A 17,599-nucleotide genomic window follows, 5' to 3' on the forward strand; every position below is an offset into this window, starting at 1 on the left:
GCCGCCCTTCGCGCGCGCCCGGGTCCGGGTAGCGTGCGGGTAACCCCGACCGGGGCCGCCGCCGTCGTCGTCCCCGAGGAGCAGCCGTGCCCGCCAGCCAGCCTGTCAACGTCACCGTCACGGGAGCCGCCGGCCAGATCGGCTACGCGCTGCTGTTCCGGGTCGCGTCCGGACAGCTGCTGGGCCCCGACACACCCGTCCGGCTGCGGCTGCTCGAGGTGCCGCAGGCCGTGAAGGCCGCCGAGGGCACCGCGATGGAGCTCGACGACTGCGCGTTCCCGCTGCTCGCGGGCATCGACATCCACGACGACGCGACCGCCGCGTTCGACGGAGTGAACGTCGCACTGCTCGTCGGCGCCCGTCCGCGCACCGCGGGCATGGAGCGCGGCGACCTGCTCTCCGCCAACGGCGGCATCTTCGGCCCGCAGGGTGCGGCGATCAACGCGGGCGCTGCCGACGACGTGCGCGTCCTGGTCGTCGGCAACCCGGCCAACACCAACGCGTGGATCGCCGCGCAGCACGCGCCCGACGTGCCCGCCGCGCGCTTCACGGCGATGACGCGCCTCGACCACAACCGTGCGGTCGCCCAGCTCGCCGCGCGCACGGGCGCGTCCGTCGACGACATCCGCCGCGTCACCATCTGGGGCAACCACTCGGCGACGCAGTACCCCGACGTGTCCCACGCGACGATCGGGTTCCGTCCGGCGCGCGAGGTCGTCGGCGACGACGCCTGGCTGAGCGACACGTTCATCCCGACGGTCGCCAAGCGCGGCGCCGCGATCATCGAGGCGCGTGGAGCCTCGTCGGCCGCGTCGGCGGCCAACGCGGCGATCGACCACGTGCACACGTGGGTGCACGGCACGGCCGACGGGGACTGGACGTCGGCCGGCATCGTGTCGGACGGGTCGTACGGCGTGCCCGAGGGGCTCGTGTCGTCGTTCCCGGTGACGTCGTCGGGGGGCGAGTGGCAGATCGTGCCCGACCTCGAGATCGACGAGGCGTCGCGTGCCCGCATCGACGCGTCCGTCGCCGAGCTCGTCGAGGAGCGCGAGGCGGTCCGCGCGCTCGGCCTCGTGTGACGCCCTCCATCGCCAGGGCTGCCGCACGCACGTGCGGCGTGAGGACGAGTCGACGGGGGCGGGCGTGCGTGTCGCGATCCGCGTGAAGCCGGGGGCGTCGCGGACCCGCGTCGGGGGCCGGCGCGGTGACCGGCTGGTCGTCGCGGTGCAGGAGCGCGCGGTCGACGGTGCGGCGACCGAGGCGGCGCTCGTCGCGCTCGCCGGGGCGCTCGGAGTGCGACGCCGTCACGTGACGCTCGTCTCGGGGACGACGAGCCGGGACAAGGTCGTGGACGTGGACGACGCCGTCGTGTCGGAGGAGCTCCGGACCGGGTGGGCGGAGCTGGTGGGCTCGGACTGACGGCAGGGGGTGGCCGCTCGACGGGCGGTCCGCCGGGCCGCGTGCTGGACTGGTGCGCGTTCGTGGGGATGTCCGGTCCGTGTCCGCTGGACCGATTGGCCCGAAACCCTTGCTGCAACTTGCAGCAAGAATGTACGGTCGCGACGTCCCGCCACACCGCCGTGCCGGGCCGACGAAGGAGTCGCCATGTCGCGCCGCCCCTCTGCCCCACCGAGACACCGCACGACCGCCACCCGCCGGACCGTCGCGGGTGCCACCGCCCTCGCCGTCGCGGCCGGCCTCGTCGGCACCGCCGCGCTCGCCGCGGCCGCCCCCGCCACGGCCGCCGCGACCAGTGCCGCCCTCGTCGGCAGCCTGCAGTCCGAGCTCGGCTGCACCGAGGACTGGCAGCCCGCCTGCGACGCGACGGAGCTGACCCCCGCCGGCGACGGCACGTTCACCGCCGACTTCGAGGTCCCCGCGGGCACGTGGGAGTACAAGGTCGCGCTGGACGACGCGTGGGACGAGTCGTACGGAGTCGACGGCTCGGGCGACAACAGCCCGCTCGTCCTGGCGGGCGCGACGACGCTGCGCGTGACGTACGACGACGCGACGCACCGCACGTCCGTCACGCCTCTGGGCCTGGCCGGCGGCTACACGGACGAGGACGCGGACCTCGTCGCCGAGCCCGTGCGCGACCCGGGCGCCGGCAAGAGCTTCTACTTCGTCATGACGGACCGGTTCGCGAACGCGGACCCGTCGAACGACACGGGCGGCCTCACGGGCGACCGGCTGGTCACGGGCCTCGACAAGACCGACAAGGGCTTCTACCAGGGCGGCGACCTCGCGGGCCTGCGCGAGCGGCTCGACTACATCGCCGGGCTCGGCACGACCGCGATCTGGCTGACCCCGTCGTTCAAGAACAACCCCGTGCAGGGCACCGGCGCGGACGCGTCCGCCGGGTACCACGGGTACTGGATCACGGACTTCACGCAGATCGACCCGCACCTGGGCACGAACGCCGAGCTCGAGGCGCTCATCGACGACGCGCACGCGCGCGGGATCGACGTGTACTTCGACATCATCACGAACCACACGGCGGACGTCATCGACTACGCCGAGGGGGAGTACGGCTACGTCGAGCAGGCCGACGACCCGTACCGCACGGCGGACGGCACGCCGTTCGACCCGGCGGACTACGCGGGCACGGACGACTTCCCGACGCTCGACCCCGCGACGTCGTTCCCGTACACGCCGGTGATCGACCCGGCCGACGCCGACCGCAAGGTCCCGGCCTGGCTCAACGACCCGACGGTCTACCACAACCGCGGCAACTCGACCTGGACGGGTGAGTCCGTCACGTACGGCGACTTCTCCGGCCTCGACGACCTCATGACCGAGGACCCGCGCGTCGTGCAGGGCTTCGAGGACGTCTACGAGGCGTGGGTCGACCTCGGCATCGACGGCTTCCGCATCGACACCGCGAAGCACGTGAACTTCGAGTTCTGGCAGCAGTGGGCGACCGCGATCGGCGAGCACGCCGCGTCGGTCGGCAACCCGGACTTCTTCATGTTCGGCGAGGTGTACGACGCGGACCCGGCGAAGCTGTCGCCGTACATGCGCCGCACGGACATGAACGCGGTCCTCGACTTCACGTTCCAGTCGGCCGCCGCGGGGTACGCGGGTGGCTCGTCCTCGGCGGGGGCCCTCTCCGACCTGTTCGCGGGCGACGACTACTACACGACCCCGACGTCGAACGCGCAGGCGCTGCCCACGTTCCTCGGCAACCACGACATGGGTCGCATCGGCCACTTCGTGAAGGACGCCTCCGACCCGCAGGCGCGCTCGCAGCTCGCGCACGCGCTCATGTACCTGACGCGCGGCCAGCCGGTCGTCTACTACGGCGACGAGCAGGGCTTCGTCGGCGACGGCTCGCTGGACGGCACGGACAAGGACGCGCGCCAGTCGCTGTTCGCGACGCAGGTCGACGAGTACGCGGACCAGGCGCTGCTCGACGGCACGACGGCCGGGTCCGTGGACCGCTACGACACCGACACGGTGCTGTACCGGACGATCGCCGATCTCGCGGCGCTGCGGGCCGAGACGCCCGCGCTGCGCACCGGCGCCCAGATCGAGCGCTACTCCGACGGCGCCGTCTACGCGTTCTCCCGCGTCGTCGCGTCGGAGAAGGTCGAGCACCTCGTCGCGCTGAACAACGGCACCGCCCCCGCGACGGTCACCGTCGACACGCTCACCCCGGGTGCGACGTTCACCGGGCTGTACGGCGCGACCGGCACGGTCACGGCCGCGGCCGACGGCACGGTGTCCCTGACGATCCCCGCGCTGTCGGCGGTCGTCCTGCGGGCGGGCACGACGGTCGACGCCCCGGTGACGGCCGGCCCGATCACGCTCGACGTGCCCGGTGCAGGTGCGGCCGTGAGCGGTGTCGCGCCCGTCGGGGCCGACGTCACGGACGACGTGTGGAGCCAGACGACCTTCGCGTACCGCGTCGTGGGTGACGACGGCTGGACGTCGCTCGGCACGTCCGAGACGACCAGCCCGCGGGTCTACCACGACGTCACGGGCCTGGCCCGCGGCACCCTCGTCGAGTACCGCGCGGTCACGGTCGACGCGGCTGGCCACCGGTCGGCGGCGTCGACCTTCGGCAGCGTCGGCATCCGCGTCGACGGCGACGTGGACGAAGGCCCGGATCCGGGTGACCTGGTGGTCTCCGTGCCCGGCAGCCACAACAGCGAGATGGGCTGCGCGGGCGACTGGGCACCGGCGTGCGAGAGCGCGCGCCTGACGTACCGCGCCGACGGCGTCTACGCGGGCACCTTCACGCTGCCCGCCGGGACGTACGAGTACAAGGTCGCCATCGGCGGCTCGTGGACCGAGAACTACGGCGCGGGCGGCGTGCGTGACGGCGGGAACGTCACGTACACGCTGGCGGCACCGACCGCGGTGACGTTCTACTACGACCCGGTCACGCACTGGTTCACGTCGACGGCGCAGGGGCCGATCCTCACGGTCCCGGGCTCGCACAACTCCGAGCTGGGCTGCGCGGCCGACTGGTCGCCCGACTGCCTGAGGACGTGGCTGCAGGACCCCGACGGCGACGGCACGTACACGTTCACGACGGACCAGATCCCGGCCGGCTCGTACGAGGCCAAGGTGGCGCACAACCTGTCGTGGACCGAGAACTACGGCGCGGGCGGCGCACCGGGCGGCGCGAACATCCCGTTCACCGTCGCCGCCGGCAAGCCCGTGACGTTCTCCTACGTCCTCGCGACGCACGTCCTCACCGTCGAGGCTGCCGACCCGGGGCTGCCCGGGACGGGCGAGGAGCGGGCGCAGTGGATCGACGCGGAGACGATCGCGTGGCCCGCCGAGTGGGCGACCGACCCGGCCGCTTCCACCTGGCACCTGCACGGCGCTCCCGACGGCTCGCTCGGCGTGACCGACGGCACCGTGTCCGGCGCGACGACGACGGTGGACCTCACGTACGACGCCGACGGACTCAGCGACGCGCAGCTCGAGCGCTTCCCGGCGCTCGAGGGCTACCTCGCGCTGCACGTCGACGCGCCCGCTGACGAGGCCCGCGAGCTGCTGCGGGGCGAGCTCCTCGTCACGCAGGAGGCCGCCGACGGCGCCCTCCAGGCGGCGACCGGCGTGCAGATCCCCGGCGTGCTCGACGACCTGTACGCCGACCAGGCCGACGACCGCGCGCTCGGCGCGACGTGGCGCAAGGGCGTCCCGACGCTCGCGCTGTGGGCCCCGACGGCCCAGGACGTGAACCTGCTGCTCTGGCCGGCGCGGAAGTCCGGCGGGGTCGACACGAGCGGTGAGCCGCAGGCCGTCGACGCGAAGCGCCAGAAGGACGGCTCCTGGACGGTCGAGGGCACGAAGAAGTGGGCGGGCGCCGCGTACCTGTGGGAGGTCACCGTCTACGCGCCGACGACGGACGCCGTCGAGGTCAACCGCGTGACCGACCCGTACTCGGTCGCGCTCACGCTGAACAGCACGCACTCGGTGCTGGTCGACCTGGCGGACAAGCAGTACCGCCCGAAGCAGTGGGAGAAGACGAAGCAGCCGGTCGTGCGGCCCGTCGACCAGACGATCTACGAGCTGCACGTGCGCGACTTCTCGATCAGCGACCCCACCGTGCCGGAGGCGCAGCGGGGGACGTACCTCGCGTTCGCCGGCGCGGGGGCCGGTCGGCAGCACCTGCGCGAGCTCGCGGACGCGGGCCTGACGACGGTGCACCTGCTGCCGACGTTCGACATCGCGACGATCCCCGAGGCCCGGGCCGACCAGGCCGTGCCGCAGTGCGACCTCGCGTCGTTCCCGCCGGACGCGCCCGAGCAGCAGGCGTGCGTCACCGCGGTGGCCGCGCAGGACGGCTTCAACTGGGGCTACGACCCGCTGCACTGGACGACGCCCGAGGGCTCGTACGCGGTCGACGCCGACGGGGGAGCGCGCGTCGCGGAGTTCCGCACGATGGTCGGGGCGCTGCACGCCGACGGCCTGCAGGTCGTGCTCGACCAGGTGTTCAACCACACCGCGGCGAGCGGCCAGGACCCGAAGTCGATCCTCGACCGCGTCGTCCCGGGCTACTACCACCGGCTGAATGCGACCGGTGCGGTCGAGACGTCCACGTGCTGCCAGAACGTCGCGACCGAGCACCGCATGGCCGAGAAGATGATGGTCGACTCGGTCGTCACGTGGGCGCGCGACTACAAGGTGGACGGGTTCCGCTTCGACCTCATGGGCCACCACTCGCGGTCCACGATGGAGGCGGTCCGCGACGCGCTCGACGACCTCACGCCGAAGAAGGACGGCGTCGACGGCCGCAAGGTGTACCTGTACGGCGAGGGCTGGAACTTCGGCGAGGTCGCCGACAACCGGCTCTTCTACCAGGCCACGCAGGGGCAGCTCGGCGGCACCGGGATCGGCACGTTCTCCGACCGGCTGCGCGACGCCGTCCGCGGCGGCGGCCCGTTCGACGAGAACCCGCGGATCCAGGGCTTCGGCTCCGGGGCGTTCACCGACCCGAACGGCGACGCGGCCAACGGCTCCGAGGCGGACCAGCTGGCCCGCGTCCAGCACGCGGCCGACCTCGTGCGGCTCGGGATGGCCGGCAACCTGCGCGAGTACCGGCTGCTCGCGTCGGACGGCACGGTGAAGCGCGGCGAAGAGCTCGACTACAACGGCCAGCCCGCGGGCTACGCGGACTCGCCCGAGGAGGTCGTCACGTACGTCGACGCGCACGACAACGAGACGCTGTTCGACGCGCTGACGTACAAGCTCCCGCAGGCGACGACGATGGCCGACCGCGTCCGGATGAACACCGTGTCGCTGTCGACCACCGCGCTCGCCCAGACGCCGAGCTTCTGGCACGCGGGCGCCGACCTGCTGCGCAGCAAGTCGCTCGACCGGAACTCCTACGACTCGGGCGACTGGTTCAACGCGTTCGACCCGTCGAAGCAGGACAACGGGTTCGGCCGCGGCCTGCCGCCGCGTCCCGACAACGAGGCGAAGTGGCCGTTCCAGCAGCCGCTGCTGGCGGACCCGGCGCTCAAGCCGGCACCCGCCGACATCCAGGCGGCGTCCGCGGCGGCCGACGACCTGCTCCGCCTGCGGTTCTCGACCCCGCTGTTCCGGCTCGGGTCGGCGGACCTCATCGAGCAGAAGGTGACGTTCCCGAACTCCGGCCCGCAGGCCACGCCCGGCGTCGTCGTGATGCACGTCGCCGACCAGGGCGGCTGGGACCGTGACACGCGGCGCTGGGACAAGGACGTCGACAAGAAGCTCGACGGGCTGCTCGTCGTCGTCAACGCCTCCGACGAGGCGACGACGCAGACGATCGCGGCGCTCGCGGGGGACAAGTACACGCTGTCGACGGTCCAGGCGCGCGGGAGCGACCCGGTCGTCAAGGGCACCACCTGGGACAAGGCGACCGGCACGGTGACCGTGCCCGCCCGGACCGTCGCGGTGCTCGTCGAGAAGGACACGGGCCACGGGCACGGTCCGTCACACCACTGGTGGGACGACGTGCGCGACTGGTTCGACAACGGGCCGGCAGCCTCGTGGAGGTGGCTGATCGGCTGGTTCGGCGGCTGATGTGGTCGCGGGGGGGGGGGTAAGGCGCGCCCCCCCCCCCCCCCCCCCCCCGGGCGGGGCCCCCGCCGGGGGGGGGGGGGGGGGGGGCCGCGCGGCCCCCCCCCCCCCCCCCCCCCCCCGCCGCCGGACACGGAGGGCCCGCACCTGAGGAGGGGTGCGGGCCCTTCGTCACGCCCGGGGGTTCACTCTTTCGATACCCGCGGGTAGCATCCGAGTCGCAATGCCAATGACATCAGTCATCCGCCTATTCACCGGAGCTGTGACATGAGACGCATGCACTCGAAGACCCTCGCCACCCTCGGGCTCGCCACCACCCTGGTGCTCGCCCCCGCCGTCGCCCAGGCCGCCACGAGCGACCCCGACGTCGGCGCCCCCGCCCCCGTCACCGCGCCCAAGGTCGCCAACGGCGTCCTCGACGCGATGAAGCGCGACCTCGGCCTCTCGGGCAGTGCCGCCCGCGACCGGCTCGCGTTCCAGGCCGGAGCCGCCGAGACCGAGCAGCGGCTCTCCGCCCGCCTCGGCGCCGACTACGCGGGTGCGTGGGTCGACCCCCAGGCCAACGTCCTGCACGTCGCCGTGACGGACGCCGCCGACGGTCCCGCGATCCGCGCCGCCGGTGCCCGGCCGGTCGTCGCCCGGCACTCGCTCGCCGACCTCGACGCGTACAAGGCCGGGCTCGACGCCGCGCTCGCCTCCGTCGCGTCGACCGTGCCGTCCTGGTACGTCGACGTCGCGACCAACTCGGTCGTCGTCAACGCCACCGCGGGCGCGGTCGCCCAGGCGCGGGACCTCGTCAAGTCCGCGGGCATCCCGACCGACGCCGTGAAGGTCGTCGAGACGGCCGAGGCGCCGCGGACGTTCATCGACGTGGTCGGCGGCAACGCGTACTACATCGGCGGGTCGTCGCGCTGCTCGGTCGGCTTCGCCGTCACGGGCGGCTTCGTCACCGCCGGGCACTGCGGCCGCACCGGTGCGACCACGACGAACCCGTCGGGCACGTTCGCCGGGTCGAGCTTCCCGGGCAACGACTACGCGTGGGTGCGCGTCGCGTCGGGGAACACGCCGATCGGCGCGGTCAACAACTACAGCGGCGGCACGGTCGCCGTCGCGGGCTCCACGCAGGCGACGGTCGGCTCGTCGGTCTGCCGCTCGGGCTCCACGACGGGCTGGCGCTGCGGCACCATCCAGGCCTTCAACGCCACGGTCAACTACGCGCAGGGCAGCGTGTCCGGCCTCATCCGCACCAACGTGTGCGCCGAGCCCGGCGACTCGGGCGGCTCGCTGATCGCGGGCAACCAGGCGCAGGGCATGACGTCCGGCGGGTCCGGCAACTGCTCGTCCGGCGGGACGACGTACTTCCAGCCCGTCAACGAGGCACTGTCCGCCTACGGCCTCACGCTCGTCACGTCGGGTGGCGGCCAGAACCCGCCGCCCACCGGCTGCAACAACCTGGCGCGCACCTACACGGGCTCGCTCAGCACCGGGCGGTCCGCGATCCAGCCGACCGGCAGCTACGTGACCGTGTCGACGAGCGGCACCATCCGGCTCTGCCTCGACGGCCCGACGGGCAGCGACTTCGACCTGTACCTGCAGAAGTGGAACGGGTCGGCATGGGCCTCGGTCGCGTCGGCCACCTCGTCGAGCGCCGACGAGTCGATCACCTACAACGGGACGGCCGGCCAGTACCGGTACGGCGTCTACGCCTACGCGGGCTCCGGCTCGTACACCCTCGGCGCCACGACGCCGTAGGGCGCTGACGCCCTCGGTGCACGACGACCGGGGGACGCGTGACGACGGGCCCGCACCGCAGGGGGGTGCGGGCCCGTCGTCAGGTCCGGACGCTCAGGCCCGGGCGCAGGCCCGGCCGTTGAGCTTCAGGTCCGCGGGCGGCGGGTTGCTGCCCGTGTGCGTGGCGTTGAAGCCGATCTGGACGCTGCCGCCCACGGGGATGGTCGCGTTCCACGCCGCGTTGCTCGCGACGACCACGTCGCCCGTCTGCGTGACCGTCGAGCTCCACGCCTGCGTGACCTTCTGCCCCGCGGTCCACCGCCACGTGAGCTGCCAGCCGCTCGCGGCGGCGTAGTCGAGGTTCGTGATCGTGACGTTCGCCGTGAAGCCGGTGTTCCACTGGTTGACCGACCACGCCACGGTGCACGTCGCCGGACCCGAGGTCGCCGTGGGTTGCGGCAGCGTCGGCCAGTCCGTCGGGACGGGCGGCGTCGGGGTGGTCGCGGTCGGCGTCGGGACGGGCGTCGTCGGCGCCGGAGTCGTGGGCGTGGGGGTCGTCGGCTGGTCGAGCCCGAAGAACCGGATCGCCGCCGCGGCGTCGACGGGGAGGTTGTGGCCGACGCCCTGCAGGCTGTTCGCCTCGATCGGCGCACGGTCGCCCGTGCCGCCGTACCGGGTGCGCGTGTTGTTCCCGATCGTCTCGGTCGACGACGGCGTCGCGGGGACGCCCAGCACGTTCGTCCACTGCTTGATCGCCTCGCCGTGCTGCACGTAGCTGAGCGTGTCGTCCTGCGTGCCGTGCCACAGCTGCACGCGCGGGCGGGCACCGGTGTACCCGGGGTAGGCGGCGCGCGCGAGGTCGCCCCACTGCTGCGCGGTCCGCGTCAGACGCCCCTGTGCGCAGTCGCTGTTCCAGCCCGCCTGGGACGTCGTGCCCGGCGGCGGGCCGGACGTCGAGAAGCACGTCGCGGGCACGCCGGCGAACGCCGACCCGGCGGCGAACACGTCGGGGTACGTCGCGAGCAGGACCTGCGTCATCATCGCGCCCGACGACACGCCCGTCGCGAACACCCGGCTCGTGTCCGTCGTCCACCGCTGCTGCACGTAGCGGACCATCGAGACGATGCTCGTCGGGTCGCTCGCGCCGCCGTGCTTGAGCGCCTCGCTGGACGACACGTCGAAGCACGAGCCGGACCGGTTCGTCGACGGGTAGACCGCGATGAAGCCGTAGCGCGTGGCGAGCTCGTCGAACTGGCTGCCCGAGTACATCGCCTGCGCGGACCCCGTGCAGTAGTGGTTGACGACGAGCACCGCGGGCCGCGCAGGGAGGTTGTCGGGCACGAAGAGGAACATCCGCAGGCCGCCGGGGTTGCTGCCGAAGCTCGTGACCTCCTGCAATGACGCGGCCCGCGCGGGTGCGGCCGAGGTGAGCATCGTGGCGAGCAGCCCGACCAGCGCGGCGGCGAGCGCCGTGAGCACGGCCAGGGACCTGCGCAGGGGTGCGCGCGTCGACGTCATCGAGTCCTCCTCGACCCAGGGATGCGGGAGCCGGCCCCCGCGCGAGGCAGGGGCGGCTCGTCGAGCATCGGCGAGCCGGTCGAGGGGGTCAACGCGGGTCGGCGCGGCGAAACGATTCGCCGTCCGGTCCTGACCTGCGGCGTCGTCCACCGGGGCTGCAGCGGCCGGCGCACGACGGACGCGTCAGCGGAAGACGATCGTCCGGTGCCCGTCGAGCAGGACGCGGTGCTCGGCGTGCCACCGCACGGCCCGCGCGAGGGCGCGCCGCTCGACGTCCTGGCCCAGCGCGACGAGGTCGTCGACGGCGCGCGTGTGGTCGACCCGCTCGACGTCCTGCTCGATGATCGGCCCCTCGTCGAGGTCGCCGGTGACGTAGTGCGCGGTCGCGCCGATGAGCTTGACGCCGCGGTCGTGCGCCTGCGCGTAGGGGCGGGCCCCCTTGAACGACGGCAGGAACGAGTGGTGGATGTTGATGACGCGGCCCTCGAGGCGGCGGCACAGGTCGTCGGAGAGGATCTGCATGTAGCGGGCGAGGACGACGAGCTCGACGTCGAGCTCCTCGACGAGCTCGAGCAGCCGCGCCTCGGCGGCGGCCTTGGTGGCCGACGTGACGGGCACGTGGTGGAACGGGATGCCGTAGAACTCGGCGAGCGGCGCCAGCGCCGTGTGGTTGGAGACGACCGCGACGAGGTCGACGGGCAGCTTCTCGGACCGCTGGCGGAACGCGAGGTCGTTGAGGCAGTGCGCCGCGGTCGAGCCCATGACGAGCGTGCGGACCGGCCGGCCGACGACGTCGAGCGACCACGTCATGGCGAACGTGCGCGCGACGGTCGCCATCGCGCCGTCGAGCACCTCGCGCGGCGCGAACGCCGACACCTGCACACGCATGAAGAACAGCCCCGACAGCGGGTCCCCGAACTGCTGCGACTCGGTGATGTTGCCCCCGTGGTCCGCGAGCACGCCCGCGACGGCCCGGACGATCCCGGGACGGTCGGGGCAGGACAGGGTCAGGACCCAGTGGGTGGGCTCATCTGCATGCTGAGACACGGCGTCGGACACGACCCCGAGAGTAGTGCGCCCGCGCGACGGGCTGAGACGATGACGGCATGACGCAGGCCGACCTGGACATCCGTACGGTCACCCTCGACGACGCCGGAGAGCTCCTCACGCTCCGCCGCGCCGCGTTCGTCACCGAGGCCCAGCAGTACGGCGACCCGAACATCCCGCCCCTCACGCAGACCCTCGACGAGCTCCGTGACGACCTCGGCGCCGACGGCGTCATCACGCTCGGCGCGTGGTCCGGCCACCGCCTGATCGGCTCGATCCGCGTGGTGGTCGAAGGCACGAAGGCGACGCTCGGCCGGTTCGCCGTGGCCCCCGACCTGCAGGGCAAGGGAGTCGGCACGCGCCTGCTCATGGCGATCCTGCCGTACCTGCCGGACGGCATCGAGGAGGTCTGGGTGTTCACCGGGCGCGACTCGCTGCACAACATCGCGCTGTACGAGAGCCAGGGCTACGAGCACCAGCACGACCAGACCGCGGGCGACCTCACCTACGCGTACCTGCGCAAGATGCTCGGGGACGACGACCGCGCCGAGGCCTGACGCCGTGTCCGGACGGCTCCCGGTCGCGGGCCGGGAGCTGGCCGGACGGCCGGTCGACCCGACGGTCGTGCCGCACGTGGTGCGGGGCATGGGTGGGGTGCGGGAGGTCGTCTGGCGCAACGAGCTCGGCGGCCTGACGTTCCTGCTCGACGAGCCCGAGCGGTTCGTGAAGTGGGTGCCGGCCGGTGTGCCCCTGGACCTCGACGCCGAGGTGGCGCGTCTGCGCTGGGCGGCGCCGCTGACGCCGGTGCCGACCGTGCTGGAGGCTGGGTCCGACGACGAGGGTTCGTGGCTGGTCACGCACCCCCTGGCCGGTCGCAGCGCGGTCGACCCGCGGTGGGTCGCCGAGCCGCTCACCGCGGTGCGCGCGATCGGTGCGGGCCTGCGGGCGCTCCACGACGCGCTGCCGGTCGACGACTGCCCGTTCGACTGGGGTGTCGCGTCGCGGGTCGCGGCGGCCGACGCGCGTGAGGGTGGGCCGTCGGCGGAACGCACCGCGCTCGGTCCGCCGCCGCCCGTCGACCGGCTCGTCGTGTGCCACGGGGACGCGTGCGCGCCCAACACGCTGCTAGAGGACGACGGGACGTGGCTGGCTCACGTCGACCTCGGCGCGCTGGGCGTCGCCGACCGGTGGGCCGACCTCGCCGTCGCGACCTACAGCACGATCTGGAACTACGGCCCCGGGTACGAAGAGCCGTTACTGGACGCCTACGGGATCGCGCCGGACCCCGTGCGGACCGCCTTCTACCGCGGGCTCTGGGACGCCACCTGACGCCGGGACGGCGGCGAGGGTGACGGCCTCGGCGGCCCGCGACCGCCGGTGGCCGACCAGGCGGTCCACGGCGGGCTGGCCGAGCACGACCCCGGCGAGCACCACGACGATCCCGATGACCTGCAGCGGGCCGAGGTGCTCGCCCGCCACGAGGACGCCGACGAGCACGCCCGCGACGGGGTTGAGCAGCCCGACGAGCCCGACGGTCCCCGCGGGGAGTCGTCGCAGCCCGCTGAACCAGGCCAGGTAGGCGACGGCGGTCGCGACGAGCGACACGTACGCGAACCCGAGGATCGCGCGGCCGTCGAGCGCCGGGGGTGCGCCCTCGACGGCGACCGCGAACGGCACGAGCACGAGCCCGCCCGCGACGAGCTGCCAGGCGGTGGACGAGACGACGTCGACGCCGTCGGCCCAGCGGGTCGCGAGCACGAACCCGACGCTCGACATGAGCATCGCCGCGACCGACGCGGCGACCCCGAGCGGCCGGATCTCCCCGCCGCCGGTGAGCAGCATCGCGGCGACGCCGACGACGCCGAGCCCGGCGCCGGCGAGCGCGAGGACGCGCGGCTTCTGCGCGAGCAGGGCCCACGCGACCAGCATCATCACCACCGGCGAGGTCGCCATCACGGTCGACGCGACCGACGACGGCAGGAGCTGCGCGGCGACGTAGATCAGCGCGAAGAACGCGCCCATCGACAGCGTGCCGAGCACGAGCGACCGCCACCACCACGAGCCTCGGGGGAGGCGTCGGACGACGAGCAGCAGGACGAGGCCCGCGGGCAGCGCGCGCAGGACGGCGCCCCAGAGCGGGGCGTCGGCGGGCAGCGCGTGCTTGGTCACGTAGTAGGTGGTGCCCCACGTGAGCGGCGCGACCGCTGTGATCAGCGACCAGCGGAGCGTTTTCTCTTCCACGGAAGACAACATACCTTCCATGGAAGATAAGATCGACCCCATGACCGACGTCGATGCGATGCCCCCGACCGCAGCGAGGGCCAACGGCTCGCCGACCGGCCCGGACGGCCACCTCGACCGCCTCGACCGCATCCAGGCGGCGTGGCGGCAGGAACGCCCCGACCTCGACGTCCGCCCGCAGGGCGTCATCGGCCGCCTGAGCCGCGTCGCCAACCACGTCACCGACGAGCTCGTCGCCGTCTACCGCAAGCACGGGCTGGGGGAGGGCGACTTCGACGTCCTCGCGACCCTGCGCCGCGCCGGGGCCCCCTACGAGCGCACGCCCGGCGACCTGTGCGCGAACACGCTCGTCACGAGCGGTGCCATGACCAAGCGCGTCGACCGGCTCGAGGCAGCGGGCCTCGTCACGCGCCGGGTCTCCGACCGTGACGCCCGCGCGCGGGTCATCGCGCTCACCCCGCGGGGGATCGAGGTCATCGACGCCGCGTTCACCGACCACATGACCAACGAGCGCCGCCTTCTCGACGCCCTCGACCCGGCCGACGTCGACCAGCTCGAGCACCTCCTGCGCCGCTGGCTCGCGGTCTTCGAGACGCCGGACGACGCCGGCGGCCACTAGGGACGGGCACCGCCTCGGTGAGGGTCTACGGCCTACGCTCGCCGGATGATCCGGATGCGCGACGTCACGTTCCTCGTCCACGACCACGACGACGCGCTGCGGTTCTTCGTCGACGCGCTCGGTCTCACGGTCCGCCAGGACGAGACGTTCCCCGACGGGTGGCGGCGCGTCGTCGTCGGGCCGCCCGACGGTGGCACCGGGCTCGTGCTGGCGCTGGCCGGTGACGGCGCTCCCGTCGGGCGGCAGGCGGGCGGTGACGTCGCGTTCTTCCTGGAGACCGACGACTTCGCCGGTCAGCACGCGCGGATGACCGAGCACGGCGTGCGGTTCCGCGAGGAGCCCCGCCACGAGCCCTACGGCACCGTCGCGGTGTTCGAGGACCTGTACGGCGGCCCGTGGGACCTCATCGAGCCGCCTGCCCGCTGACGACGGTCGCCGCCGGTGGCGGTGGGTGGATACCGCTGACCGCGCGCACGCCGGTGTTGCTAGGCTCTGCTGGTCGCGACTGGCGCAGCGGGTGGGTCACCACCGGGGAGCGACGAGCAGCAGCAGACTTCGGGTCGGACGCCTGGGCCCACGGTCACCACACGGAGAGAGTGTGTGCGTGCCCGTCCGCGTGCCGGTGCACATCCCCTCCGCACCCGATGATCCGTCCGCTGATGCCCCAGGGAGTCGCCCGATGAGCGCCGACAACACCCCGATCCTCGACCAGAACATCTCCGAGCTCGACCCGGAGATCGCCGCCGTCCTCGACGGCGAGCTCGCCCGCCAGCAGGGCACGCTCGAGATGATCGCCTCCGAGAACTTCGTGCCCCGCGCGGTCCTGCAGGCGCAGGGCTCCGTGCTCACCAACAAGTACGCCGAGGGCTACCCGGGCCGCCGCTACTACGGCGGCTGCGAGCAGGTCGACATCGCGGAGAACATCGCGATCGACCGTGCGAAGGCCCTGTTCGGCGCCGAGCACGCGAACGTCCAGCCGCACTCCGGCGCGACGGCGAACGCGGCCGTGCTGCACGCGCTCATCAACGCGGGCGACAAGATCCTCGGCCTCGAGCTGGCGCACGGCGGCCACCTCACGCACGGCATGAAGATCAACTTCTCCGGCAAGCTCTACGACGTCGCCGCGTACGGCGTGGACCCGCAGACGTTCCGCATCGAGCCCGAGGCGATCCGCGCGGCCGCCCTCGAGCACCGCCCCGACGTCATCATCGGCGGCTGGTCCGCCTACCCCCGCCACCTCGACTTCGCCGCGATGCGCGAGATCGCCGACGAGGTCGGCGCGAAGCTGTGGGTCGACATGGCGCACTTCGCGGGCCTCGTCGCCGCGGGCCTGCACCCGTCGCCCGTCCCGCACGCGGACGTCGTCTCCTCGACCGTGCACAAGACCATCGGCGGCCCCCGCTCGGGCTTCATCCTGAGCAAGCAGGAGTACGCCAAGAAGATCGACTCCGCGGTGTTCCCGGGCCAGCAGGGCGGCCCGCTCATGCACGTCATCGCCGCGAAGGCCGTGTCGTTCAAGGTCGCCGGCACCGAGGACTTCAAGGACCGCCAGCAGCGGACCATCGACGGCGCGCGCATCATCGCGGACCGCCTCACCGCCACCGACGTCTCGAACGCGGGCGTCTCCGTCCTCACGGGCGGCACCGACGTGCACCTGGTCCTCGTCGACCTGCGGCACTCGGACCTCGACGGCCAGCAGGCCGAGGACCTCCTGCACGCCGCGGGCATCACCGTGAACCGCAACGCCGTGCCGTTCGACCCGCGCCCCCCGCGCGTCACGTCGGGCCTGCGCATCGGCACGCCCGCGCTCGCGACGCGCGGCTTCGGCGACGCCGAGTTCACCGAGGTCGCCGACATCATCGCGACCGCGCTCGTCGGTGGTGCGTCGACCGACGTCGAGGCGCTGCGGGCCCGCGTGGCCAAGCTGGCCGAGGCGTTCCCGCTGTACTCCGGCCTCCAGCAGTACTGAGGCGGCGCACATGACGGCACAGATCCTCGACGGCAAGGCCACCGCGGCGCGCATCAAGGGCGAGCTCGCGGAGCGCGTCGCCGCCCTCGCGACCCGTGGCATCCGCCCGGGCCTCGGCACCCTGCTCGTCGGTGACGACCCCGGCTCGCGCTGGTACGTCGAGGGCAAGCACCGCGACTGCGCCGAGGTCGGCATCGCGTCGATCCGGGAGGACCTCCCGGCCGACGCGACGCAGGAGGACATCGAGGCCGCGGTCCGTCGGCTGAACGAGGACCCGGAGTGCACCGGGTTCATCGTGCAGCTGCCGCTGCCGCGCGGGATCGACACCAACCGCGTGCTCGAGCTGATCGACCCCGACAAGGACGCCGACGGCCTGCACCCGACCAACCTCGGGCGACTGGTCCTGCGCGTCAACGAGCCCGTCACGAGCCCGCTGCCGTGCACCCCGCGCGGCATCGTCGACCTGCTGCTGCGGCACGACGTCGACCTGCGCGGCGCGGACGTGGTCGTCGTCGGGCGGGGCGTCACCGTCGGGCGGTCGATCGGCCTGCTGCTCACGCGGCGCGAGATCAACGCGACCGTCACGCTCACGCACACGGGCACCGAGGACCTGGCCGAGCACACCCGCAACGCCGACGTGATCGTCGCCGCCGCGGGCGTGCCGGGGATCATCACGGCCGACATCGTGAAGCCTGGCGCCGTCGTCATCGACGTCGGCGTGTCGCGGGCGACCGACCCGGAGACCGGCAAGAGCCGCGTCGTCGGCGACGTCGACCCCGGTGTGCACGAGATCGCGTCGTGGGTGTCGCCCAACCCGGGCGGCGTCGGTCCCATGACACGCGCGATGCTCCTGAGCAACGTCGTCGACACCGCGGAGCGCCTCGCGGGCTGATCCACCCCGCCTTGGTCCGACACCGGCCCCGGTACCCCGATGAGTGCGGGTACCGGGGCCGGTC

General features: G+C 73.2%; 13 protein-coding genes and 1 riboswitch. Of the genes, 10 read left to right on the top strand and 3 right to left on the bottom strand.

Translation table 11 applies throughout. The annotated features are described in order from the left end of the window. The first annotated feature begins 86 nt into the window (after nt 1-86). The 4 genes from KOV94_RS19305 to KOV94_RS19320 all read left to right on the top strand — a co-directional run bounded on the left by KOV94_RS19305 (nt 87) and on the right by KOV94_RS19320 (nt 9,270). Nucleotides 87-1,079, top strand: a complete 993-nt coding sequence (locus tag KOV94_RS19305) for a malate dehydrogenase (RefSeq protein ID WP_162352651.1) — start codon at nt 87-89, stop codon at nt 1,077-1,079. A 64-nt stretch (nt 1,080-1,143) separates the two neighbouring features. Further along, nucleotides 1,144-1,419 carry a DUF167 domain-containing protein gene (locus KOV94_RS19310; RefSeq protein ID WP_218052917.1) on the top strand — a complete coding sequence of 92 codons (276 nt, stop codon included), beginning with the start codon at nt 1,144-1,146 and terminating at the stop codon, nt 1,417-1,419. A 186-nt stretch (nt 1,420-1,605) separates the two neighbouring features. Continuing rightward, on the top strand, nt 1,606-7,521 hold the full coding sequence (gene pulA / locus KOV94_RS19315; RefSeq protein ID WP_218052918.1) for a pullulanase-type alpha-1,6-glucosidase: 5,916 nt from the start codon (nt 1,606-1,608) through the stop codon (nt 7,519-7,521). Between the two features lie 273 nt (nt 7,522-7,794). Next, on the top strand, nt 7,795-9,270 hold the full coding sequence (locus KOV94_RS19320) for a S1 family peptidase (protein ID WP_225917022.1): 1,476 nt from the start codon (nt 7,795-7,797) through the stop codon (nt 9,268-9,270). Between the two features lie 93 nt (nt 9,271-9,363). Here KOV94_RS19320 and KOV94_RS19325 read toward each other — a convergent pair whose 3' ends face one another. Together KOV94_RS19325 and purU are read right to left on the bottom strand one after the other, a co-directional pair. Further along, nucleotides 9,364-10,767, bottom strand: coding sequence for an extracellular catalytic domain type 1 short-chain-length polyhydroxyalkanoate depolymerase (locus tag KOV94_RS19325; protein ID WP_124343670.1), 1,404 nt, complete (start codon nt 10,765-10,767; stop codon nt 9,364-9,366). 183 nt (nt 10,768-10,950) lie between these two features. Then, nucleotides 10,951-11,826, bottom strand: coding sequence for a formyltetrahydrofolate deformylase (gene purU / locus KOV94_RS19330; RefSeq protein WP_218052919.1), 876 nt, complete (start codon nt 11,824-11,826; stop codon nt 10,951-10,953). A gap of 47 nt (nt 11,827-11,873) precedes the next feature. On the opposite strand from purU, the gene KOV94_RS19335 reads away from it, so the two are divergent. Together KOV94_RS19335 and KOV94_RS19340 are read left to right on the top strand one after the other, a co-directional pair. Beyond that, entirely contained in the window at nt 11,874-12,371 is a 498-nt protein-coding gene (locus tag KOV94_RS19335) for a GNAT family N-acetyltransferase (RefSeq protein ID WP_162352645.1), read from the top strand. 88 nt (nt 12,372-12,459) lie between these two features. Further along, nucleotides 12,460-13,143, top strand: coding sequence for a phosphotransferase (locus tag KOV94_RS19340; RefSeq protein WP_218052943.1), 684 nt, complete (start codon nt 12,460-12,462; stop codon nt 13,141-13,143). On the opposite strand, the gene KOV94_RS19345 is transcribed toward KOV94_RS19340, so the two are convergent. After that, nucleotides 13,069-14,055, bottom strand: a complete 987-nt coding sequence (locus KOV94_RS19345) for a DMT family transporter (protein ID WP_308160670.1) — start codon at nt 14,053-14,055, stop codon at nt 13,069-13,071. The genes KOV94_RS19340 and KOV94_RS19345 overlap by 75 nt on opposite strands. Nucleotides 14,056-14,113: 58 nt before the next feature. On the opposite strand from KOV94_RS19345, the gene KOV94_RS19350 reads away from it, so the two are divergent. The 4 genes from KOV94_RS19350 (at nt 14,114) to KOV94_RS19365 (ending at nt 17,535) form a co-directional block, all read left to right on the top strand. Continuing rightward, complete coding sequence (locus tag KOV94_RS19350) at nt 14,114-14,674, top strand: MarR family winged helix-turn-helix transcriptional regulator (protein WP_218052944.1); 561 nt, start codon at nt 14,114-14,116, stop codon at nt 14,672-14,674. A gap of 45 nt (nt 14,675-14,719) precedes the next feature. Beyond that, entirely contained in the window at nt 14,720-15,100 is a 381-nt protein-coding gene (locus KOV94_RS19355) for a VOC family protein (protein WP_124343673.1), read from the top strand. A gap of 65 nt (nt 15,101-15,165) precedes the next feature. Then, nucleotides 15,166-15,255: riboswitch (ZMP/ZTP riboswitch) on the top strand. Between the two features lie 98 nt (nt 15,256-15,353). Then, a complete protein-coding gene (glyA, locus tag KOV94_RS19360) occupies nt 15,354-16,643 on the top strand; it encodes a serine hydroxymethyltransferase (RefSeq protein ID WP_124343674.1) in 1,290 nt (429 codons plus the stop codon). Nucleotides 16,644-16,653: 10 nt separating this feature from the next. Beyond that, nucleotides 16,654-17,535 (top strand): bifunctional methylenetetrahydrofolate dehydrogenase/methenyltetrahydrofolate cyclohydrolase, encoded by an 882-nt coding sequence (locus tag KOV94_RS19365; RefSeq protein ID WP_124343675.1) that lies wholly within the window; start codon nt 16,654-16,656, stop codon nt 17,533-17,535. Nucleotides 17,536-17,599: the final 64 nt, after the last annotated feature.

It is taken from the genome of Cellulomonas algicola, from assembly GCF_019024305.1.
In the GTDB taxonomy this organism is placed as follows: domain Bacteria; phylum Actinomycetota; class Actinomycetes; order Actinomycetales; family Cellulomonadaceae; genus Cellulomonas; species Cellulomonas algicola.

Coding starts and splice junctions, on each gene's coding strand:
- pulA (WP_218052918.1), top strand. CDS start 1,606: ATGTCGCGCCGCCCCTCTGCCCCACCGAGACACCGCACGACCGCCACC.
- KOV94_RS19320 (WP_225917022.1), top strand. CDS start 7,795: ATGCACTCGAAGACCCTCGCCACCCTCGGGCTCGCCACCACCCTGGTG.
- KOV94_RS19325 (WP_124343670.1), bottom strand. CDS start 10,767: ATGACGTCGACGCGCGCACCCCTGCGCAGGTCCCTGGCCGTGCTCACG.
- KOV94_RS19335 (WP_162352645.1), top strand. CDS start 11,874: ATGACGCAGGCCGACCTGGACATCCGTACGGTCACCCTCGACGACGCC.
- KOV94_RS19340 (WP_218052943.1), top strand. CDS start 12,460: ATGGGTGGGGTGCGGGAGGTCGTCTGGCGCAACGAGCTCGGCGGCCTG.
- KOV94_RS19350 (WP_218052944.1), top strand. CDS start 14,114: ATGCCCCCGACCGCAGCGAGGGCCAACGGCTCGCCGACCGGCCCGGAC.
- KOV94_RS19355 (WP_124343673.1), top strand. CDS start 14,720: ATGATCCGGATGCGCGACGTCACGTTCCTCGTCCACGACCACGACGAC.
- glyA (WP_124343674.1), top strand. CDS start 15,354: ATGAGCGCCGACAACACCCCGATCCTCGACCAGAACATCTCCGAGCTC.
- KOV94_RS19365 (WP_124343675.1), top strand. CDS start 16,654: ATGACGGCACAGATCCTCGACGGCAAGGCCACCGCGGCGCGCATCAAG.